This is a genomic window from Citrobacter sp. Igbk 17, assembly GCF_028069775.1.
Lineage (GTDB): Bacteria > Pseudomonadota > Gammaproteobacteria > Enterobacterales > Enterobacteriaceae > Citrobacter.
This window is the reverse complement of the sequence record NZ_JANEWI010000011.1, coordinates 13279-32399: the sequence shown is the minus strand read 5'-3', so window position 1 is coordinate 32399 and position 19121 is coordinate 13279. Positions and strand designations below refer to the sequence as shown.

Below are 19121 nucleotides of genomic sequence, written 5' to 3'. Positions count from 1 at the left end.
CACTTTCGCGGAAATATAAAATTATCCTTACGTCTCTATTACTTTCCTGTTCACATTCAGGAATGTGATGGTGAATTTTATTTATTTAGTGTGAAAAGGGATTGTCATGAAATTTAAATCTACCTTGTTACTTATTCCATTACTATCTGCGGCCGCGCAGGCGGGTTATGTCGATTATCGTCATGAATATTATGATGACGGGCGAAATTACGATCGTGTTTATATGTCTCATCGTTTTGCTACAGGTTTTGGTGTGGCGGTAGAGGCCATTTCACGTTCTGAAGATACGCAATCGAATGATGCTTGGAATAATATGGAAAGTAACGGTAACGAGTATACGGCAAGTTACCAGTTTACCTGGCAGGACCTTATCTGGCAGCCGGGTATTGCGGTTGAAACGGGCGATAACATCACGATCTATAAGCCTTATATTCGTGTGCAATATAATATCAATGACAGCTGGTGGACGGCATTCCGCTATCGCCAGGAGTATATGCGCAGAAACGCCGATGGTAAAGATGACCGTATGGTTTACCGTCCTGAAGCGTGGCTTGGCTATAACGTCAATAATTGGATGTTTGAACTAAACGGCATTTATAAAATTGCTGACAGCGAAGATTTATACAACAACAGAAAAGACGATTATGAATATAACTTCCGTGTTGCTTATAAAATAGATTCCTGGGTTCCATTTATTGAGATTGGTAACGTCTCCTCGGGTTATGACACCACCACGACTGACGATCGTCAGACACGCTATCGTGTCAGTCTCGGTTATAACTTTTGATTGTTAATACTCTTCGTATTGGTTTATTACGTTGAGCACCAGGATATACGCATAGTTTGCGTGAATAATATGTCTAAGGAGTTGACATCATGTCTAATGATGGAACGGTGAGTGGAAGCAATCAAAGTATTGTCGTCAGACCTTTCGGATTCAGAGATAAGATTGGTTATTTGTGTGGTGACCTGGGAACCTGTTTTATTCTTGGTCTGGTAAATAGTTTTTTAATGATTTATTACACGAACGTCCTCGGCATTTCTGGTGTCATTGTCGGCTCGCTCTATTTTGTGACCAAACTCTTTGATGCGTTTGTCGATGTTGGCGTAGGTCGCTTATGCGATACGTCTAAACTGACGGCACATGGACGTTTCAACCCCTGGGTGCGTCGCATGAAGTATCCATTCTGTATCGTTGCGGTGGTCCTGTTTCTGCCGTTTGTGAATGATTTTTCTTATACGGCGAAAATTATCTATATCTGCTGCTCCTATTTTGTTTACGGTTCACTGTTATCGACAGTCAGCATTCCGTATGGCGCCATGTCTGCGGCGATTAGCTCGAATCCGGAAGACCGAGTGTCACTGTCAACCTGGCGAAGCGTGGGTTCCGCCATCGGCGGCGGCGCAACCGGCTTTTTTATCCCGATTCTGATGTACACCACCCTGGTGGACGGAAGCCAGGTGATTTCCGGGCAACACTTCTTCTGGATTGCTATTGGTTGTGCCGTACTGGGCTTTATCTTTTTAACGTTGACCTGTCAGTTAACAACAGAACGTGTGCGCGTGGAGAGAAAAGAGAGCATGCCCGTATCGGTGCTGCTGAAGGGATTGTTACGCAATAAAGCACTGATCGTTTTAGTTGTGGTGGATCTGCTGATTGTGATTAACCAGGGGTTGTCAGGTACCAACATGACTTACCTGTTTAATGACTACTTCCACAACAAAGAGGCCATGTCCGTGGCGTTGCTGTTTACCTTCGGCTCTCTGGTTTTGCTGGCTCCCTCGGCATCCTGGCTGACGAAGCGGTTTGGTAAAAAAGAGGCCAGCGTCGGCGCATTGCTCTTTGCGGTGGCGATGTATCTGATTATGTACTTCATCCATATTACGGACGCGAAAGTCTATTTGGTTTTCCTGTTCCTGGCGACGCTGGGGGCAGGGTTATTCAACCTGATGATTTGGGCGTTTATGACCGATGTTTGTGATTATCATCAGTATGTCACCGGCGATCGTGAGGATGGTACGGTTTACGGCGTGAACTTCTTTGCCCGCAAGGTGGGTCAGGCGTGCGCAGGGGCGATTGGTGGCTTTATGCTGGCCATCATTGGTTATCAATCTTCGTCAACGGGCGGCGCTGTGCAAACCAGCATCGTGCAGGAAAATATTTATACGATGGCAAATCTCTTGCCGGCCTTATGTCTGTTTTTGGCGGCAGTCATACTGATTTATCTCTATCCATTGAACCGCAAAGAAACGCTCAAAATGGAAGAAACATTGAATAAAATCAATGGTATTAGAAAATAATGTTGTGAGAAACGGCGGGGTTATCCCGCCTTTTCTCATTTTTCTAACCGTCAGCCGATCAGTACTCCCACGTTTCCGGGTCGATCCCCAGTTCACGCATGATGATCTTCGCTTCTTCCGGGATTTCATCACTGCGCTCTTTACGCAGATCCTCGTCGTTTGGCAACGGTTGCCCGGTAAAGGCGTGCAGAAACGCTTCACACAGCAACTCGCTGTTGGTGGCGTGGCGCAGGTTATTCACCTGACGACGCGTGCGTTCATCGGTAAGGATTTTTAACACCTTCAGAGGAATGGAAACCGTAATTTTTTTGACTTGCTCACTCTTCTTACCGTGCTCAGCGTATGGGCTGATATATTCGCCGCTCCATTCAGCCATGAGATACTTAATCCTCTTCGTCATTAATATTGAGGCCAGAACCTGAGCCCGGACCATAATTGCGCGTAGTTTATCGTAGTGGCGCGGCCCTGACACGAAGTTAGCCGACGCAAATGTACGCTAATGCATATAATTTTAACGGCTATTTCCTGTTTGCTCAATCTATACGCAAAGAAGTTTAGATGTCCAGATGTATTGACGGCTATTGTAACAATGATTACTCTGGTGTCTGACTTTTCACCGACTCAGCCAGGATCTCCTCAATATGACGCGTAAACAGGCCACCATTGCAGTGCGTAGCGGATTAAATGACGACGAGCAGTACGGTTGCGTTGTCCCACCGATTCACCTCTCCAGTACCTATAATTTCACCGGTTTTAATGAGCCGCGTGCTCATGATTATTCACGCCGTGGCAACCCGACGCGTGATGTGGTTCAGCGTGCGCTGGCGGAGTTGGAGGGGGGCGCTGGTGCAGTGCTGACCAATACCGGCATGTCGGCGATTCATCTGGTGACGACGGTGTTCCTGAAGCCTGGCGATCTGCTGGTCGCACCGCACGACTGTTACGGTGGTAGCTACCGCCTGTTTGACAGTCTGGCAAAACGTGGCTGCTATCGCGTGCTGTTTGTCGATCAGGGTGATGAGCTGGCGCTGAAAGCGGCGTTGGCGGAAAAACCAAAGCTGGTACTGATCGAAAGTCCAAGCAATCCGTTGCTGCGTGTGGTGGATATTGCAAAAATCTGCCAACTGGCGCGTGAGGCGGGTGCGGTGAGCGTTGTCGACAACACTTTTTTAAGCCCTGCACTGCAAAATCCACTGGCATTGGGCGCCGATCTGGTGTTGCATTCATGCACGAAATATTTAAACGGTCACTCGGATGTGGTGGCTGGCGTGGTGATAGCGAAAGATCCGGAGACAGTCACTGAGCTGGCATGGTGGGCGAATAATATTGGTGTAACCGGCGGCGCATTTGATAGCTATCTGCTGTTGCGTGGCCTGCGTACTCTGTCGCCGCGTATGGAAGTGGCACAACGTAACGCTCAGGCTATTGTGGACTACCTGCAAACCCAGCCGTTGGTGAAGAAACTGTATCATCCGTCACTGCCGGATAATCAGGGGCATGAGATTGCCGCGCGTCAACAAAAAGGGTTTGGCGCGATGTTGAGTTTTGAACTGGATGGCGACGAGCAAACATTGCGTCGCTTCCTGAGCGGGTTGTCATTGTTTACGTTGGCGGAATCATTAGGGGGCGTTGAAAGTCTGATCTCCCACGCCGCGACCATGACACACGCGGGTATGGCGCCAGAAGCGCGTGCTGCTGCCGGAATTTCTGAAACGCTACTGCGTATCTCCACCGGTATTGAAGATGGCGAAGATTTAATTGCCGACCTGGAAAATGGCTTCCGGGCTGCAAACAAGGGGTAAACATGAGTGTGATTGCGCAGGCAGGGGCGAAGGGTCGTCAACTGCACAAATTTGGTGGTAGTAGTCTGGCAGACGTGAAATGTTATTTGCGTGTCGCAGGTATTATGGCGGAGTACTCGCAGCCTGACGACATGATGGTTGTTTCCGCCGCGGGCAGTACCACTAACCAGTTGATTAGCTGGCTTAAGTTAAGCCAGACCGATCGTCTTTCTGCGCATCAGGTTCAGCAGGCGTTACGCCGTTATCAAGGTGAGCTGATTAGTGGCCTGTTACCACCAGATGTGGCTGATGGGCTGATCGGTGCGTTTATTCACGATCTGGAGCGTCTGGCCGGATTGCTCGACAGCGGTGTGAATGAAGCCGTCTATGCCGAAGTGGTGGGGCATGGTGAAGTGTGGTCGGCGCGTTTGATGTCTGCTGTCCTTAACCAGCAGGGACTGGAGTCTGCCTGGCTGGATGCGCGTGAGTTTTTACGTGCTGAACGCGGTGCCCAGCCGCAGGTGGATGAAGGTCTGTCTTATCCGTTGCTGCAACAACTGCTGGCTCAACATCCAGGCAAGCGCCTGGTGGTTACCGGGTTTATCAGCCGTAGCAATGCGGGTGAAACGGTGCTGCTGGGGCGTAACGGCTCTGACTATTCAGCTACGCAGGTGGGTGCGCTGGCAGGCGTTTCCCGCGTGACTATCTGGAGCGATGTCGCCGGGGTTTATAGTGCGGACCCGCGTAAAGTCAAAGATGCCTGCCTGCTGCCGCTGCTGCGTCTTGATGAAGCCAGCGAGCTGGCGCGTCTTGCGGCTCCGGTTTTGCACGCCCGCACCTTACAGCCGGTTTCGGGTAGCGATATCGACCTCCAGCTGCGCTGCAGTTACACGCCGGATCAGGGGTCAACGCGGATTGAGCGTGTACTGGCTTCTGGTACCGGGGCGCGCATTGTGACCAGCCATGACGACGTCTGTCTGATTGAGTTTCAGGTTCCCACTGGCCAGGACTTTAAGCTGGCTTACAAAGATATCGACCAGATTTTAAAACGCACGCAGGTGCGTCCGCTGGCGGTTGGCGTGCATCCGGACCGTCAGCTGCTGCAATTTTGCTATACCTCCGAAGTGGCTGATGGCGCACTGAAAATTCTTGATGAAGCCGGTTTGCCGGGCGAGCTGCGTCTGCGCCAGGGGCTGGCGCTGGTGGCGATGGTTGGGGCTGGCGTAACGCGCAATCCACTGCATTGCCACCGTTTCTGGCAGCAGTTAAAAGGCCAGCCAGTCGAGTTTACCTGGCAGTCGGAAGAGGGGATCAGTCTGGTTGCGGTACTGCGTACCGGCCCGACCGAAAGCCTGATTCAGGGCCTGCATCAGTCTATTTTCCGTGCAGAAAAACGTATCGGTCTGGTGCTGTTCGGTAAAGGGAATATTGGTTCACGCTGGCTGGAACTGTTCGCCCGCGAACAAACAACGCTTTCCGCACGTACCGGGTTTGAATTCGTGCTGGCAGGCGTGGTGGATAGCCGCCGTAGCCTGCTGAACTATGAAGGACTGGATGCCAGCCGTGCTCTGGCCTTCTTCGACGACGAAGCGGTAGAGCAGGATGAAGAGGCGCTATTCCTGTGGATGCGCGCCCACCCGTATGATGATTTAGTGGTGCTGGATGTGACGGCCAGTGAACAATTGGCCGATCAGTATCTGGACTTCGCCAGCCATGGTTTCCATGTCATTAGCGCCAATAAACTGGCGGGGGCGAGTACCAGTGATAAGTATCGCCAAATTCATGATGCGTTCGAAAAAACCGGCCGTCACTGGCTGTATAACGCCACCGTGGGCGCAGGTTTGCCGATCAACCATACTGTGCGCGATCTGATTGATAGCGGTGATACGATTTTGTCGATCAGCGGGATCTTCTCCGGCACGTTATCCTGGCTGTTTCTGCAATTTGATGGCACGGTCCCGTTCACCGATCTGGTGGATCAGGCCTGGCAGCAAGGGTTAACTGAACCGGACCCGCGCGTCGATCTTTCTGGCAAAGATGTGATGCGTAAGCTGGTGATCCTGGCGCGTGAAGCAGGTTACGATATTGAGCCGGACCAGGTTCGCGTTGAGTCGCTGGTGCCTGCACACTGTGAAGAAGGCTCCATTGACCATTTCTTTGAAAATGGTGATGAGTTGAACGAACAGATGGTGCAACGCCTGGAAGCTGCGCGTGAAATGGGGCTGGTGTTGCGCTACGTGGCGCGTTTTGACGCCAATGGTAAAGCGCGTGTGGGTGTTGAAGCGGTCCGTGCTGAACACCCGCTGGCAGCGCTGTTGCCGTGCGATAATGTGTTCGCCATTGAAAGCCGCTGGTATCGCGATAACCCGTTGGTGATCCGCGGGCCGGGCGCAGGTCGTGATGTGACCGCCGGTGCGATTCAGTCAGACATCAATCGCCTGGCACAACTGCTGTAGTTTTTGTTGGCGGATGTTCCGGCCTACGGTTCGTGCGTAACGTAGGCCGGATAAGATGCGTTAGCGTCGCATCCGGCAGTGTTATTGAGAGGCAAACACCTCTTTCGCGGCGAACAAGCCGTTGAGTGCCGCGGGGAAGCCAGCATATACGGCCATCTGCATAATCACTTCCACGATCTCATCCTGCGTTAAGCCCACGTGTAATGCCGCGCCAATATGCACCTTCAATTGCGGGGCGGCATTGCCCAGCGCCGTTAACGCCGCGACGGTAGCAATCTCTCTACTGCGTAAATCCAATCCCGGTCTTGAATAGATGTCGCCAAAAGGAAATTCAATCAGGTAGCGGGCGAAGTCTGGCGCAATATCTTGCAGACTTTCGACGACCGCATCGCCCCCTTTACCATCCACTTTTTGCAGCATCAACTGACCGGTAATAAAGCGTTCTGAATTCATTATCTCTTCCTCGTGAGTGCGGTGTATGCCATGAGGATAGAGCGGGCAGAATGATTGGGATAATACCGTTTCCGTGATACTTTTTTGGTATGACAATATCGCCCCTGCACTCTCTGGATATCCGTCTGCTGCGCTACTTCACCGTGGTGGCCGAAGAGAACAACATGAGCCGTGCGGCGCAACGTCTTTTTATGTCGCAGCCGCCGCTAAGCCGTCATATTCGCCAGCTTGAAGAACGCCTGGGGGTGACGCTTTTTGTCCGCCATACCCGTGGGCTGACGTTGACGGAGGAGGGTCAGCACGTATTAGAAATGGTGCGTCCACTGCTGGCGCTACAGGACAAGACCTATCTTGCATTGAGCCAGCTAGCGCAGAGGGAGGTGCAACCTCTGCGTTTAGGATTAAGCACGGCGTTTGAACAGGGTGTTTTTGTGGCGCTTGAATCAACGCTAAATGCTCGTGTAAAAATGCTGCGTGTCACGCGTCACGGCTCACCTGAACTTGTTCGTCAGGTAAGGCGAGGCAAACTGGATGCGGCGCTGGTAGCCTTGCCTATTGAGGCATCTGGGCTTACCGTCACCCCTTTAGCCTGGCAAGAGCCGATAATTGCTGCATTACCCTCCTTTTGGTCAGAGGCTTGTACGGCCTCTCTTTCCTTATCGGCACTCAACCACCGACCGTTGTTCTGGTTCCAGCGGGAACGTAACCCGGCTTTCTTTGACTACACCCGGCAGATTTTCCACCGTGCTGGTTACTCTCCTTCCTGCCTTGAAGAACCGCTGGAGCATGATGTTCTGCTTGCGCGGATTGCCCAGGGCGATGGCTTAAGTTTGCTCCCGGCTTCATTTGCCGCTATCCAGCGTCAGGGCGTGGTATTCCATCCACTGAGCGATGCTGAGCTGTGTATCCGTGCCGGGTTAGTGATGTTGCCTGAGAATGAGAGCCGGTTGCAGTGGTTGCAAGAACTCATGATGCAATCCCTCACCATTTCAAGCTGATGTGAATTTTTTTCACGTTGGCTGAGTATTCCTCACCTTTATCGATGATTTTTGTGTTGACGGCAGCACGCTTTTCCGTCATTTTTACATCTAGACGTCTAAACGTATAGCAGTTCACAACACAACATATAACGACATAAGATTGATGAGGTAAGGTATGAGCTTTTTTCACGCCAACCAGCGGGAAGCCCTGAATCAGAGCCTGGCAGAAGTGCAGGGTCAGATTAACGTTTCGTTTGAGTTTTTCCCGCCGCGCACCAGTGAAATGGAGCAAACCCTGTGGAACTCCATCGATCGCCTGAGCAGCCTGAAGCCGAAGTTTGTATCCGTGACTTACGGGGCAAATTCGGGTGAACGCGACCGTACGCACAGCATTATTAAAGGGATTAAGGATCGCACGGGCCTCGAAGCGGCTCCGCACCTGACCTGTATTGATGCCACTCGCGATGAACTGCGCACCATTGCTCAGGATTACTGGAATAACGGTATTCGTCATATTGTTGCCCTGCGTGGCGACCTGCCTCCGGGTGGCGGTAAACCAGATATGTATGCTGCCGATCTGGTGAGCCTGCTGAAAGACGTCGCAGATTTTGATATCTCTGTTGCCGCTTATCCGGAAGTTCATCCGGAAGCGAAGAGTGCCCAGGCAGACCTGCTTAACCTGAAACGTAAGGTTGATGCCGGCGCAAATCGGGCGATCACCCAGTTCTTCTTTGATGTGGAAAGCTACCTGCGTTTTCGCGACCGTTGCGTATCAGCAGGCATCGATGTGGAAATTATTCCGGGTATCCTGCCGGTCTCTAACTTTAAGCAGGCGAAGAAATTTGCCGATATGACCAATGTTCGTATCCCTTCCTGGATGTCGACAATGTTTGATGGTCTGGATGATGATGCCGAAACCCGCAAGCTGGTAGGGGCGAATATCGCCATGGACATGGTGAAGATCCTCAGTCGCGAAGGGGTGAAAGATTTTCACTTCTATACGCTCAACCGCGCTGAGATGAGCTACGCTATTTGTCACACACTGGGTGTAAGACCGAATTAAACAGATGCCCCAGCCCTCTACGGAGGGCTTTTTATTGATCATTTTGATCTACATCTCTGTAACTTAAAATATAAAAGGAATTAGCTATCGAATCTGTGGGTTATTTCGACTATATCTTATCTCTGGTGGTGTATATCGTAGTCAGAACACTGTAAAGGGAGCATATAGATGAGCATGTCCGACGATAGCCATAACGCATCAACTGCCGGTAAGTGTCCTTTTCATCAGGGCGGTCACGATCAGAGCGCGGGAGCAGGAACGAACAACCGCGACTGGTGGCCTAATCAACTCCGTGTAGATTTGCTGAACCAACATTCCAACCGTTCGAACCCACTGGGCGAGGACTTCAACTACCGCAAAGAATTTAGCAAACTCGACTATTCTGCCCTGAAAGGGGATCTCAGAGCCCTTCTGTCCGAATCTCAACCGTGGTGGCCTGCCGACTGGGGTACCTATGCCGGTTTATTCATCCGTATGGCATGGCACGGTGCAGGGACTTATCGCTCCATCGATGGACGCGGTGGCGCGGGTCGCGGACAGCAGCGTTTTGCACCACTGAACTCCTGGCCGGACAACGTTAGCCTTGATAAGGCGCGTCGTCTGCTGTGGCCAATCAAGCAAAAATATGGGCAGAAAATTTCCTGGGCCGACCTGTTTATCCTCGCGGGTAACGTGGCGTTGGAAAACTCAGGCTTCCGCACCTTCGGTTTTGGCGCAGGGCGTGAAGATGTCTGGGAACCGGATCTGGACGTAAACTGGGGTGATGAGAAAGCCTGGCTGACCCACCGTCATCCTGAAGAGCTGGCAAAAGCTCCGCTTGGCGCAACCGAGATGGGTCTTATCTATGTTAACCCGGAAGGTCCTGATCACAGTGGTGAGCCGCTTTCTGCGGCAGCAGCTATTCGTGCGACCTTCGGTAATATGGGGATGAACGACGAAGAAACTGTCGCGCTGATTGGTGGTGGTCATACGTTGGGCAAAACCCACGGTGCAGCACCAGCATCCCATGTTGGTCCTGATCCAGAATCCGCACCAATTGAAGCGCAGGGACTGGGCTGGGCCAGCAGCTACGGCAGCGGCTCGGGTGCAGATGCCATCACCTCTGGTCTGGAAGTCGTCTGGACGCAGACGCCGACCCAGTGGAGCAACTATTTCTTCGAGAACCTGTTCAAATATGAGTGGGTGCAAACGCGCAGCCCGGCAGGCGCTATTCAGTTTGAAGCGGTTGACGCACCGGAGATTATCCCCGATCCGTTTGATCCGTCGAAAAAACGCAAGCCTACAATGCTGGTCACCGACCTGACCTTGCGCTTTGATCCTGAGTTCGAGAAGATCTCTCGTCGTTTCCTTAACGATCCGCAAGCGTTCAACGAAGCCTTTGCCCGTGCGTGGTTTAAACTGACGCACCGTGATATGGGGCCGAAATCGCGCTACATCGGACCGGAAGTACCGCAAGAAGATCTGATTTGGCAGGACCCACTGCCGCATGCGTTCTTCAACCCAAGCGAAGAAGACATTCTTAACCTGAAGGCGACCATTGCAGCTTCCGGACTTTCTGTCAGTGAGTTGGTATCGGTGGCGTGGGCCTCCGCATCGACTTTCCGTGGCGGTGACAAACGTGGTGGCGCTAACGGTGCTCGCCTGGCGCTGGCACCACAACGCGGCTGGGATGTGAATGCGACTGCGGCACGTGTTCTGCCTGTGCTGGAAGGTATTTATAAATCTGCTCATACCGCCTCGTTGGCTGACATTATCGTGCTGGCCGGTGTGGTAGGTGTTGAGAAAGCGGCAAGCGCGGCGGGTGTTAACATCACTGTACCTTTTGTTCCGGGCCGCGTAGATGCGCGTCAGGACCAAACCGATATCGAGATGTTTGAGCTGCTGGAGCCTATTGCAGATGGTTTCCGTAACTATCGTGCCCGTCCTGACGTGTCGACCACCGAGTCATTACTGATCGATAAAGCGCAGCAGTTGACCCTGACGGCACCGGAAATGACCGTGCTGGTAGGCGGGATGCGCGTCCTGGGTGCCAACTTCGATGGTAGTCAGCATGGCGTCTTTACCGATCGTCCAGGCGTGCTCAGCAATGACTTCTTTGTCAACCTGCTGGATATGCGTAACGAATGGAAAGCGACTGACGAATCGAAAGAGGTCTTTGAAGGTCGTGACCGTCTGAACGGTGAAGTGAAATACACCGCAACCCGCGCCGACCTGGTGTTTGGCTCTAACTCGGTACTGCGTGCGCTGGCAGAAGTTTATGCCTGCAGCGATGCCCACGAGAAGTTCGTGAAGGACTTTGTCGCGGCATGGGTGAAAGTGATGAACCTGGACCGTTTCGATCTGCTGTAATCGAAAATGCCGGATAAGCTTTGCGTTTATCCGGCCTGCCAGACAGAAAAATCCCCGCCATTGCGGGGATTTTTTATGGTGTGCTTATTCCCACTCTTGCAGATACCGCTGGCCATACTGATCGGCCACCAGCAGCGCAGCGTACACCTGATCTGGTGTGGCACCGCCCGGCATGTTATGGATAGTCTCGCCTTCGGCACAAGCCGCTTCTGCCACAATGCGCATCTTCGCGGGAACATCCTGTTTGATGTCCAGTTGTGCCAGCGTAATAGGCAGACCAACGGAATGGCACAGTGCAGCCACGGTTTCGATTTCGTCTACCGGCGCGTTTTCCAGCACCAGTTGCGTCAATGTACCGAAAGCCACCTTCTCACCGTGGTAGTAGTGATGTGCATCCGGGATTGCCGTCAGACCGTTATGGATCGCGTGTGCAGCGGCCAGGCCACCGCTTTCAAAACCCACGCCGCTCAGATAGGTATTGGCTTCAATGACACGCTCCAGCGCAGGCGTTACCACATGTTGCTCGGCGGCCAGCATCGCTTTTTCGCCTTCTTCAATCAGCGTGTTGAAACATAGCTCCGCCAGTGCCAGCGCGGCCTGAGTGCATTGACCTCCCGCCATGGTCGTTGCGCCGCTGCGTGAGCAGGCGCGTGCTTCAAACCAGGTTGCCAGCGCATCGCCGATACCTGCTGCCAGCAGCCGCGCAGGCGCACCCGCGACAATTTTGGTATCAACAATGACCCTGTCCGGGTTGTTTGGCAGCAGCAAATAGCGATCGAATTCACCGGCATCGGTGTAAATGACGGACAGCGCACTACATGGCGCATCGGTAGAGGCGATGGTTGGCGCAATGGCAACCGGTACACCCATAAAGTGCGCCAGCGCTTTGGCGGTATCCAGCGTTTTACCCCCGCCGATACCGAGCACTGCACCGCATTGCGCTTTTTCTGCCACGCCACGCAGGCGGTCGATTTCGTTTTGTGAACATTCACCACCAAATGGCACGATCTCGAGTGCCAGACCGGCGTCATGGAAGCTTTTTTCCAGTGCCGATTGTGCAAATCCTAAGACAAACTTGTCCCCAACGACCAGCCAGCGTTCTGCCAGTGGTTTGAGATAGCTGCCAAGACGGGTAATAACATCAGCGCCCTGGATGTACTTACCAGGTGATTGAATAATGCGATCCATACTTTATTTCCCTCACAGGTTGATGTGACCAAATGCGTTGTTCCAGTCCTGCTCAAACTTCTCTATAGCTGACTCTACCGCAGGGGTATTGAGCATTTGTTGCGCTACGTCTAATGGCAGGGTGATTGCGGCACATCCTGCCAGTAAGCAATCCAGTGCCTGGCGCGGTGTCTTAAAACTGGCTGCCAACACCATGCTGTTTGGCGCATGCAGCGCCAGCAGCGTTTGCAGTTCTTGTACTGTGCGGATACCGTCACCACCCTGAGCATCAATGCGGTTGACGTATGGTGCGATATATTTTGCCCCAGCCAGTGCGGCCAGCAGACCCTGAGAAGCACTGTATACCGCGGTGCCCAGCGTGGTGATCCCCTCTGTTTTTAGTATTTTGATGGCAGCCAGGCCTTCAGCCGTGACGGGAATCTTCACCACCAGACCGGGGACGGCGTTGCTCAGGCGTCTGGCTTCTTCCACCATGCCTTGTGCATCCCGGCTCATGGTTTGGGCAAACAAAATGCCCTCTTCGCCGATGGCGTTTTGCAGACGTGGTAGTACATCCCAGATGGATTCTTTGCTGGCCGCGACAATACTGGGGTTGGTTGTGACCCCGGCGATGGGGAAGATGCGAGCCAGACGTTCAACTTCCGCGACGTTAGCGGTATCCAAGTACAGTTCCATATAAAACACCCTCTTAATTTCTCGTTAGCAGCCCGTTACCGGGATACTTTGCTGTGCTCAGGATAAGAGTGTTTCGGCATGCTGCGCTATCTGACAAATCTGTCAAAAGCTGGACAAATGTAATGTGTCGGTGAAAGTGGGAGATACTTCACATGTTCTTGGTTGGTCAGTTTATGCTGATGGCCGGGGATACGCGTTTCTTTTTAATATTACAAAAATCCAGTAAATATGTTTTTTGTCCTCTGTGGGTTTTGTCGCGACGTCACCTTAATGTGGGGACGTCTCTTTTTCCGTTAACTGGCTGTGATATTGCCGACGATACTCAGACGGTGAGCGTTCGGTATTTTTGCGAAACAGGCGACAGAAGTAGTTGCTGTCGACGAACCCGCAGGCGTGTGCAACTTCTTTAATTTTCAGATCGTAGCCCTTCAATAGCGTTTTCGCTTGTTCAAGTCGGGTGTGGTTAAGATATTCGTTAAAACCAATGGCTCCGGTTTTCTGAAACAGATGCGAAAGATAATTCGGTGAGATGTAAAAGGCCTGGGCGACGGATTCGCGGGTCAACGGAGAGGCGTAGCGTTCGTCAATGTAGTCGCGAATGGCGTCGAAAAGTGCCTGGCTACGCGATGCTGTCTGGATTTGGCTACCGAGCAGGTCACGGCAATGGCTGAACAGGCTGGCAATAATTAATTTCGCGGTTTGCTGCTCCTGGGGCTGCATTTGTATTTCATTGAGCGCCTGTAGCAGGAAGGAGCCGATACGCGGCCCGCGGCGTGCCACATGTTGATTGGCGAGATGTTGGAACTGGCGGCCATCCCATTGCATAACGCTAAAGATTAACTGCTGCTTAGCGAACAGAATCGTCAGCATAGTGACGGGCGTTTGCCATTGCGGAAGATTCCAGCCTCCTGCGGGGACGTACAGAACGTCCCCGGGAACAAGTATGTTCCCGATACCCGTATCCGAAAGTTGCCCCTCCAGCACGATTTCCAGTCGTGGAAAATCTACCTTATACGCCAGTTCTGGCGTTACGGCATTGCTGCTGGCGAAGTAAACCTGGTGCAGCGGTAAGGGGCCGTTAATCAGGCGGGAAAGTAGGTGGCTGATGTTGTGATACATGTGAATCCCTGACAGATCGTGGACAGGGAAACAGTAACCGTCATCATAAAAAAAGGCCACTCTTAAAGAGTGGCCTGAGAGAGCGTTACTGATTCCCGATTTGATCGCCGTAAGGCAGGGAGTCGTAATCGATCAGGGCGTTTTTCTTGTACGGATTACCAATCCAGCGGGTCGTCTCTTTGAACTCCGGGCTGGTAATAGAACGGGTCGGATCGAAACCATCGTACGTAAAGCCTGCCAAATCTGACCAGGTATGGATAAGTTCAGAGCTGCTGTACTTACGATTAACGTCCTGTGAGAAGTCGCGTGGGTGCGCAGCCTGCCATTTTTCAGACGTCCACAGCAGGAACGGTACCGTATACATATGGCGCGTTGGGCTATCTTCATTACGGCCCTGCGTTTTATGTGGCGGCGTGTCATACACTTCTTCACCATGGTCAGAGAAGTAGAGCAGGAAGCCGTTCGGATCAGTTGCTTTGTAGTCTTTGATCAGGCTGGCAATGATATGGTCGTTATAGACGTTGGCATTGTCATAATCGTTATATGACTCCAGTTCATCACTGCTCAGACCTGCAGGTACGTTCTCGGTATTACCGTCAAACTTACCCTGGCCTTCCGGGTAGCGGAATTTGTATTTAATGTGCGTACCCAGCAAGTGAACGATGATGAACTTTTTCGGTGCCGGGTCGGCCATGACTTCTTTAAACGGTCCCAGCACGTTGCTGTCGTATTCACGCGCACTTTGGGTACGCTGCTGGTTCATATAGAACTGCTTGTCTGTCTGCCGGGAAAATACGGTCAGCATGGTGTTACGGGCGGTCATTGTTTGCTGGTTGGTTATCCAGAACGTTTTATAACCCGCCTGTTTCATCATATTCATCAACGACGGCTGCGTCAGATATAAATCCGGGTTCTTCTCGTTTGCGAAGGTCAGCGCCTGTTGCAGGATTTCAATCGTGTAAGGACGTGAGGTCACGACATTATTGAACACGGTGAAGTTTGGATCGGATTTATGCAGCGCATCCAGTTCCGGCGTGGTTTCACGTGGGTAGCCGTACAGGCTCATGCGGCCACGTTGAGTTGACTCGCCAATCACCAGCACCAGCGTACGCGGCGCATCACCAGAATTGTCTTTAAAGTTAGCCAGTGGTGGCAATGCGTTGTTCTCATTCAGCAGGCTATTTAATGCGGTCAATTGTTGACGGTATTGATAATAACCAGAGATGAACTGCCATGGCGCGGCAGGCTCCATGCGCGATGCAAGGCCGCCCAGCGTTTTCTCAAAAGGCTTATGCTTGATAAACGTATTGACGGTCATTGGGTGCAGAATTAAACCGTACAACAGCGCAAATGACACCAGATAACGCCATGGCGACGGAATATGGACCGGGCGTAAACGCGTCCACAGCAGGATTGCGGTTGCTGTATAGGCCAGTGCGATAAGTACTATCTTGAGACTGAAATATTGGCTCAGATATTCGCGGGCTTCGTTGGCGTTGGTTTCAAACATAACGAACAGAACGCTTTGTGAGAATTCTTGTCCGTAAATAACGTAATAACTCAGCGCGGCCAATGAAGCAGCCCAGAGTGCCACACCAATAACGGCGGCGATAATGCGAATACGGTTCGGGAATAAGAATACCGGAATCAACCACAATGAGCTGAACAGTATTGAGTCGCGTAATCCGTTAGTTCCGCTATAGCCACTAAAATAAATAATGGCCTGGAGTAAGGTAGAGAAGAACCAAAAATAGAGGAGTGCCCAACCCAGGGCTTTCCAGCTAAATTTGGGTTTAGACTGGAGTTGTAAGGATTGCATAGTGTGAGCCTGTCTTTAATCGTAGCGCCAACGTTAGCGGCTAAACCTTAAGAGGATCTGAAGCAATGCGAGTCGAAAATCGCGTTCTGCTAACAAATATCCATTGGATGTATAAAATGCAGACAGGAATATATTAAAAATGAGGTGGTTATGACAGCAGTATTTTATATCACCCTCGCGCAATAGCACGAGGGTGACAGGCATAAAAATTAGCCGGTGTTACGCATACCGGCAGCAACGCCAGCAATAGTCACCATTAGCGCCTGTTCGACGCGTGGATCTGGTGCATGACCTTGCTCTTCTGCCAGGCGCGAACGATATAATAATTCGGCCTGTAAGACGTTCAGTGGGTCAGTATAAATATTTCTTAACTGAATAGACTCGGCAATCCACGGTAGATCGGCCATCAAATGCGAGTCATTGGCAATTGCCAACACCACATTGATATCGGCTTCCAGACGCTGACGCAGCTCTTCACCCAATGGCCAAAGCTCTTTTTTGACCAGACGCTGATCGTAGTACTCTGCCAGCCACAGGTCAGCTTTTGAGAACACCATCTCCAGCATGCCAAGACGCGTGGAGAAGAATGGCCAGTCACGGCACATTGCTTCAAGCTCGCTTTGCTTACCGTCTTCAACCACTTTTTGCAGTGCCGTACCCGCACCCAGCCAGGCCGGAAGCATCAGGCGGTTCTGCGTCCAGGCGAAGATCCACGGAATAGCACGCAGAGACTCTACGCCACCGGTCGGGCGGCGTTTTGCCGGACGTGAGCCGAGCGGTAACTTGCCCAGTTCCTGCTCTGGTGTTGCTGAACGGAAGTAAGGTACAAAGTCTTTATTTTCACGAACATACCCACGATAGAGATCGCAGGAGATATCTGAAAGCTCATCCATGATATGACGCCAGCCATCTTTTGGTTCCGGTGGCGGTAACAGGTTAGCTTCCAGAATCGCGGCGGTGTACAGCGACAGGCTGCTGATGGTGACTTCCGGTAGGCCGTATTTGAAGCGGATCATCTCGCCTTGTTCTGTCACGCGCAGGCCGCCTTTAAGGCTACCTGGTGGTTGAGAGAGCAGCGCCGCATGGGCAGGCGCGCCACCACGACCAATAGAGCCGCCGCGACCGTGGAACAGTGTCAGTTCAATACCAGCTTTTTCGCAGGTTTTGATCAGCGCGTCCTGTGCCTGATATTGCGCCCAGGAAGCGGCCATCACGCCGGCGTCTTTTGCTGAGTCAGAATAGCCAATCATGACCATCTGTTTGCCCTGAATAAAGCCGCGATACCAGTCGATATTCAGTAGCTGGCTCATGACATCATCGGCGTTGTTCAGGTCGTCCAGCGTCTCAAACAGCGGTGCGACTGGCATAGCAAAACCAATGCCGGCTTCCTTCAGCAGCAAATGCACGGCCAGTACGTCAGACGGTGTTTTCGCCATTGAGATTACATAGGCAGCAATGGAGCCATAAGGCGCTTCGGCAATCACCCGGCAGGTATCGAGCACTTCACGGGTATCGTTGCTGGGTTCCCAATTACGTGGCAGAAGCGGGCGCTTGGAGTTCAGTTCACGGATCAAGAAGGCTTGTTTATCCGCTTCTGACCAGTTTTCGTAGTCACCAATGCCCAGATACCGGGTCAATTCGCCCAGTGCCTCGGTATGACGAGTGCTTTCCTGACGAATATCAATGCGTACCAGCGGTACGCCGAAACATTTCACGCGCCTAAGGGTGTCGAGCAACTCACCATTGGCGATGATACCCATACCACAGGCCTGCAGAGACTGGTAACACGCGTACAGCGGCTCCCAAAGCTGTTCGTTTTGGGTTAGCAGACCAGCAGGTTTTGGCAGTTTTTCGCCTTTCAGACGCGCTTCCAGCCAGGCCTGAGTTGCCATCAGACGCGAACGCAGCATTTTCATCAGATAGCGGTAAGGTTCTGCCGCACCTTCTTCCCCGACCAGCGCCATCAGTTCCGGCGTGGCTTCAACCATCGACAGCTCAGAAATCAGGAACTGGATGTCCTTCAGGAACAGGTCAGTGGCTTTCCAACGACTAAGCAGCAGCACATGGCGGGTGATATCTGCAGTGACATTCGGGTTACCATCACGGTCGCCGCCCATCCAGGAGGTAAAACGCACCGGAACAAAATCAACAGGTAGCTTATAGCCCAGATGTTCTTCCAACTGTTCATTTAGCTCGCGCAGGTAGTTAGGTACGCCTTCCCACAGGCTGTTTTCAACCACTGCGAAGCCCCATTTGGCTTCATCAACCGGGCTTGGTCGTAGCTTACGGATTTCATCCGTATGCCAGGACTGAGCAATCAACTGGCGCAGACGACGCATCAGCTGATTGCGTTCGTAATCAACGATATCTTTGTTATCAAGCTGTTTGAGGCATGCGTTTACTTCACCCATTTTATGAATCAAGGTGCGGCGGGTGATTTCGGTTGGGTGTGCGGTCAGTACCAGCTCCAGAGACAGCGATTCCACGGCGTTCTTGATGGTGGCTTCATCGAGGTTGGGCTGGTCTTTCAGTTTACGCAAAGTACGAGCAATCACTTCCGGGTTGCTGGCAGCTTCGCCTTTTGGCGAAATGCTGTGGTACTGCTCGGCGGTATTGGCCAGATTCAGGAACTGGCTAAATGCGCGGGCAACGGGCAGCAGCTCGTCGTTAGACAGATTTTGCAGTGTGGTGAGCAGTTCCTGGCGATTAACTTCATTGCCAGCGCGAGATGATTTGGACAGCTTACGGATTGTTTCTACGCGATCAAGAATGTTCTCTCCCAGCGCATCCTTGATGGTCTCTCCCAGCACTTTGCCGAGCATACTGACATTACTACGCAACGCGGAATATTGTTCGTTCATATTAACCCAGACACCCCATCTTTAATTTATGTGTCCTGTATCCTTCGCGCCACAGCGTTGTTGGCTGCGCTCGAAA

At 52.1% G+C, this 19121-nt stretch carries 14 protein-coding genes; 7 read left to right on the top strand and 7 right to left on the bottom strand.

The window, feature by feature from the left end; genetic code table 11:
• Positions 1-106: 106 nt before the first annotated feature.
• Both NNO08_RS08865 and NNO08_RS08860 read left to right on the top strand, forming a co-directional pair.
• Positions 107-787 carry an oligogalacturonate-specific porin KdgM family protein gene (locus NNO08_RS08865; RefSeq protein ID WP_271456580.1) on the top strand — a complete coding sequence of 227 codons (681 nt, stop codon included), beginning with the start codon at positions 107-109 and terminating at the stop codon, positions 785-787.
• Between the two features lie 89 nt (positions 788-876).
• Entirely contained in the window at positions 877-2301 is a 1425-nt protein-coding gene (locus tag NNO08_RS08860; protein WP_271442179.1) for an MFS transporter, read from the top strand.
• A gap of 58 nt (positions 2302-2359) precedes the next feature.
• On the opposite strand, the gene metJ is transcribed toward NNO08_RS08860, so the two are convergent.
• Positions 2360-2677, bottom strand: coding sequence for a met regulon transcriptional regulator MetJ (gene metJ, locus NNO08_RS08855; protein ID WP_048213988.1), 318 nt, complete (start codon positions 2675-2677; stop codon positions 2360-2362).
• A gap of 265 nt (positions 2678-2942) precedes the next feature.
• Here metJ and metB point away from each other — a divergent pair, with 265 nt between their 5' ends.
• Both metB and metL read left to right on the top strand, forming a co-directional pair.
• Positions 2943-4103, top strand: coding sequence for a cystathionine gamma-synthase (gene metB, locus NNO08_RS08850; RefSeq protein WP_271456579.1), 1161 nt, complete (start codon positions 2943-2945; stop codon positions 4101-4103).
• 2 nt (positions 4104-4105) lie between these two features.
• The gene (metL, locus tag NNO08_RS08845; protein ID WP_271456578.1) at positions 4106-6538 is read left to right on the top strand and encodes a bifunctional aspartate kinase/homoserine dehydrogenase II; all 2433 of its coding nucleotides are present in this window, start codon (positions 4106-4108) and stop codon (positions 6536-6538) included.
• Positions 6539-6619: 81 nt separating this feature from the next.
• On the opposite strand, the gene NNO08_RS08840 is transcribed toward metL, so the two are convergent.
• Entirely contained in the window at positions 6620-6991 is a 372-nt protein-coding gene (locus NNO08_RS08840; protein ID WP_271449580.1) for a carboxymuconolactone decarboxylase family protein, read from the bottom strand.
• Positions 6992-7080: 89 nt separating this feature from the next.
• Here NNO08_RS08840 and NNO08_RS08835 point away from each other — a divergent pair, with 89 nt between their 5' ends.
• The 3 genes from NNO08_RS08835 (at position 7081) to katG (ending at position 11383) form a co-directional block, all read left to right on the top strand.
• The gene (locus NNO08_RS08835; RefSeq protein WP_271456577.1) at positions 7081-7989 is read left to right on the top strand and encodes a LysR family transcriptional regulator; all 909 of its coding nucleotides are present in this window, start codon (positions 7081-7083) and stop codon (positions 7987-7989) included.
• Between the two features lie 157 nt (positions 7990-8146).
• Positions 8147-9034, top strand: a complete 888-nt coding sequence (gene metF / locus NNO08_RS08830) for a methylenetetrahydrofolate reductase (RefSeq protein ID WP_271442185.1) — start codon at positions 8147-8149, stop codon at positions 9032-9034.
• Positions 9035-9202: 168 nt separating this feature from the next.
• Complete coding sequence (katG, locus tag NNO08_RS08825) at positions 9203-11383, top strand: catalase/peroxidase HPI (protein WP_271442186.1); 2181 nt, start codon at positions 9203-9205, stop codon at positions 11381-11383.
• Between the two features lie 84 nt (positions 11384-11467).
• Here katG and gldA read toward each other — a convergent pair whose 3' ends face one another.
• The 5 genes from gldA to ppc form a co-directional block, all read right to left on the bottom strand.
• Entirely contained in the window at positions 11468-12571 is a 1104-nt protein-coding gene (gldA, locus tag NNO08_RS08820) for a bifunctional L-1,2-propanediol dehydrogenase/glycerol dehydrogenase (RefSeq protein WP_271456576.1), read from the bottom strand.
• Positions 12572-12583: 12 nt separating this feature from the next.
• Positions 12584-13246, bottom strand: a complete 663-nt coding sequence (gene fsa, locus NNO08_RS08815; RefSeq protein ID WP_271456575.1) for a fructose-6-phosphate aldolase — start codon at positions 13244-13246, stop codon at positions 12584-12586.
• A 267-nt stretch (positions 13247-13513) separates the two neighbouring features.
• The gene (locus NNO08_RS08810; RefSeq protein ID WP_271456574.1) at positions 13514-14365 is read right to left on the bottom strand and encodes an AraC family transcriptional regulator; all 852 of its coding nucleotides are present in this window, start codon (positions 14363-14365) and stop codon (positions 13514-13516) included.
• 85 nt (positions 14366-14450) lie between these two features.
• Positions 14451-16184 carry a phosphoethanolamine transferase CptA gene (locus NNO08_RS08805; protein WP_271442189.1) on the bottom strand — a complete coding sequence of 578 codons (1734 nt, stop codon included), beginning with the start codon at positions 16182-16184 and terminating at the stop codon, positions 14451-14453.
• A 209-nt stretch (positions 16185-16393) separates the two neighbouring features.
• Entirely contained in the window at positions 16394-19045 is a 2652-nt protein-coding gene (gene ppc / locus NNO08_RS08800) for a phosphoenolpyruvate carboxylase (protein ID WP_202037227.1), read from the bottom strand.
• Positions 19046-19121 lie beyond the last annotated feature (76 nt).

Bases quoted from the DNA above. Each gene is read 5' to 3' on its own strand.
- NNO08_RS08865 (WP_271456580.1), top strand. From the start codon at position 107: ATGAAATTTAAATCTACCTTGTTACTTATTCCATTACTATCTGCGGCC.
- NNO08_RS08860 (WP_271442179.1), top strand. From the start codon at position 877: ATGTCTAATGATGGAACGGTGAGTGGAAGCAATCAAAGTATTGTCGTC.
- metJ (WP_048213988.1), bottom strand. From the start codon at position 2,677: ATGGCTGAATGGAGCGGCGAATATATCAGCCCATACGCTGAGCACGGT.
- metB (WP_271456579.1), top strand. From the start codon at position 2,943: ATGACGCGTAAACAGGCCACCATTGCAGTGCGTAGCGGATTAAATGAC.
- metL (WP_271456578.1), top strand. From the start codon at position 4,106: ATGAGTGTGATTGCGCAGGCAGGGGCGAAGGGTCGTCAACTGCACAAA.
- NNO08_RS08840 (WP_271449580.1), bottom strand. From the start codon at position 6,991: ATGAATTCAGAACGCTTTATTACCGGTCAGTTGATGCTGCAAAAAGTG.
- NNO08_RS08835 (WP_271456577.1), top strand. From the start codon at position 7,081: ATGACAATATCGCCCCTGCACTCTCTGGATATCCGTCTGCTGCGCTAC.
- metF (WP_271442185.1), top strand. From the start codon at position 8,147: ATGAGCTTTTTTCACGCCAACCAGCGGGAAGCCCTGAATCAGAGCCTG.
- katG (WP_271442186.1), top strand. From the start codon at position 9,203: ATGAGCATGTCCGACGATAGCCATAACGCATCAACTGCCGGTAAGTGT.
- gldA (WP_271456576.1), bottom strand. From the start codon at position 12,571: ATGGATCGCATTATTCAATCACCTGGTAAGTACATCCAGGGCGCTGAT.
- fsa (WP_271456575.1), bottom strand. From the start codon at position 13,246: ATGGAACTGTACTTGGATACCGCTAACGTCGCGGAAGTTGAACGTCTG.
- NNO08_RS08810 (WP_271456574.1), bottom strand. From the start codon at position 14,365: ATGTATCACAACATCAGCCACCTACTTTCCCGCCTGATTAACGGCCCC.
- NNO08_RS08805 (WP_271442189.1), bottom strand. From the start codon at position 16,184: ATGCAATCCTTACAACTCCAGTCTAAACCCAAATTTAGCTGGAAAGCC.
- ppc (WP_202037227.1), bottom strand. From the start codon at position 19,045: ATGAACGAACAATATTCCGCGTTGCGTAGTAATGTCAGTATGCTCGGC.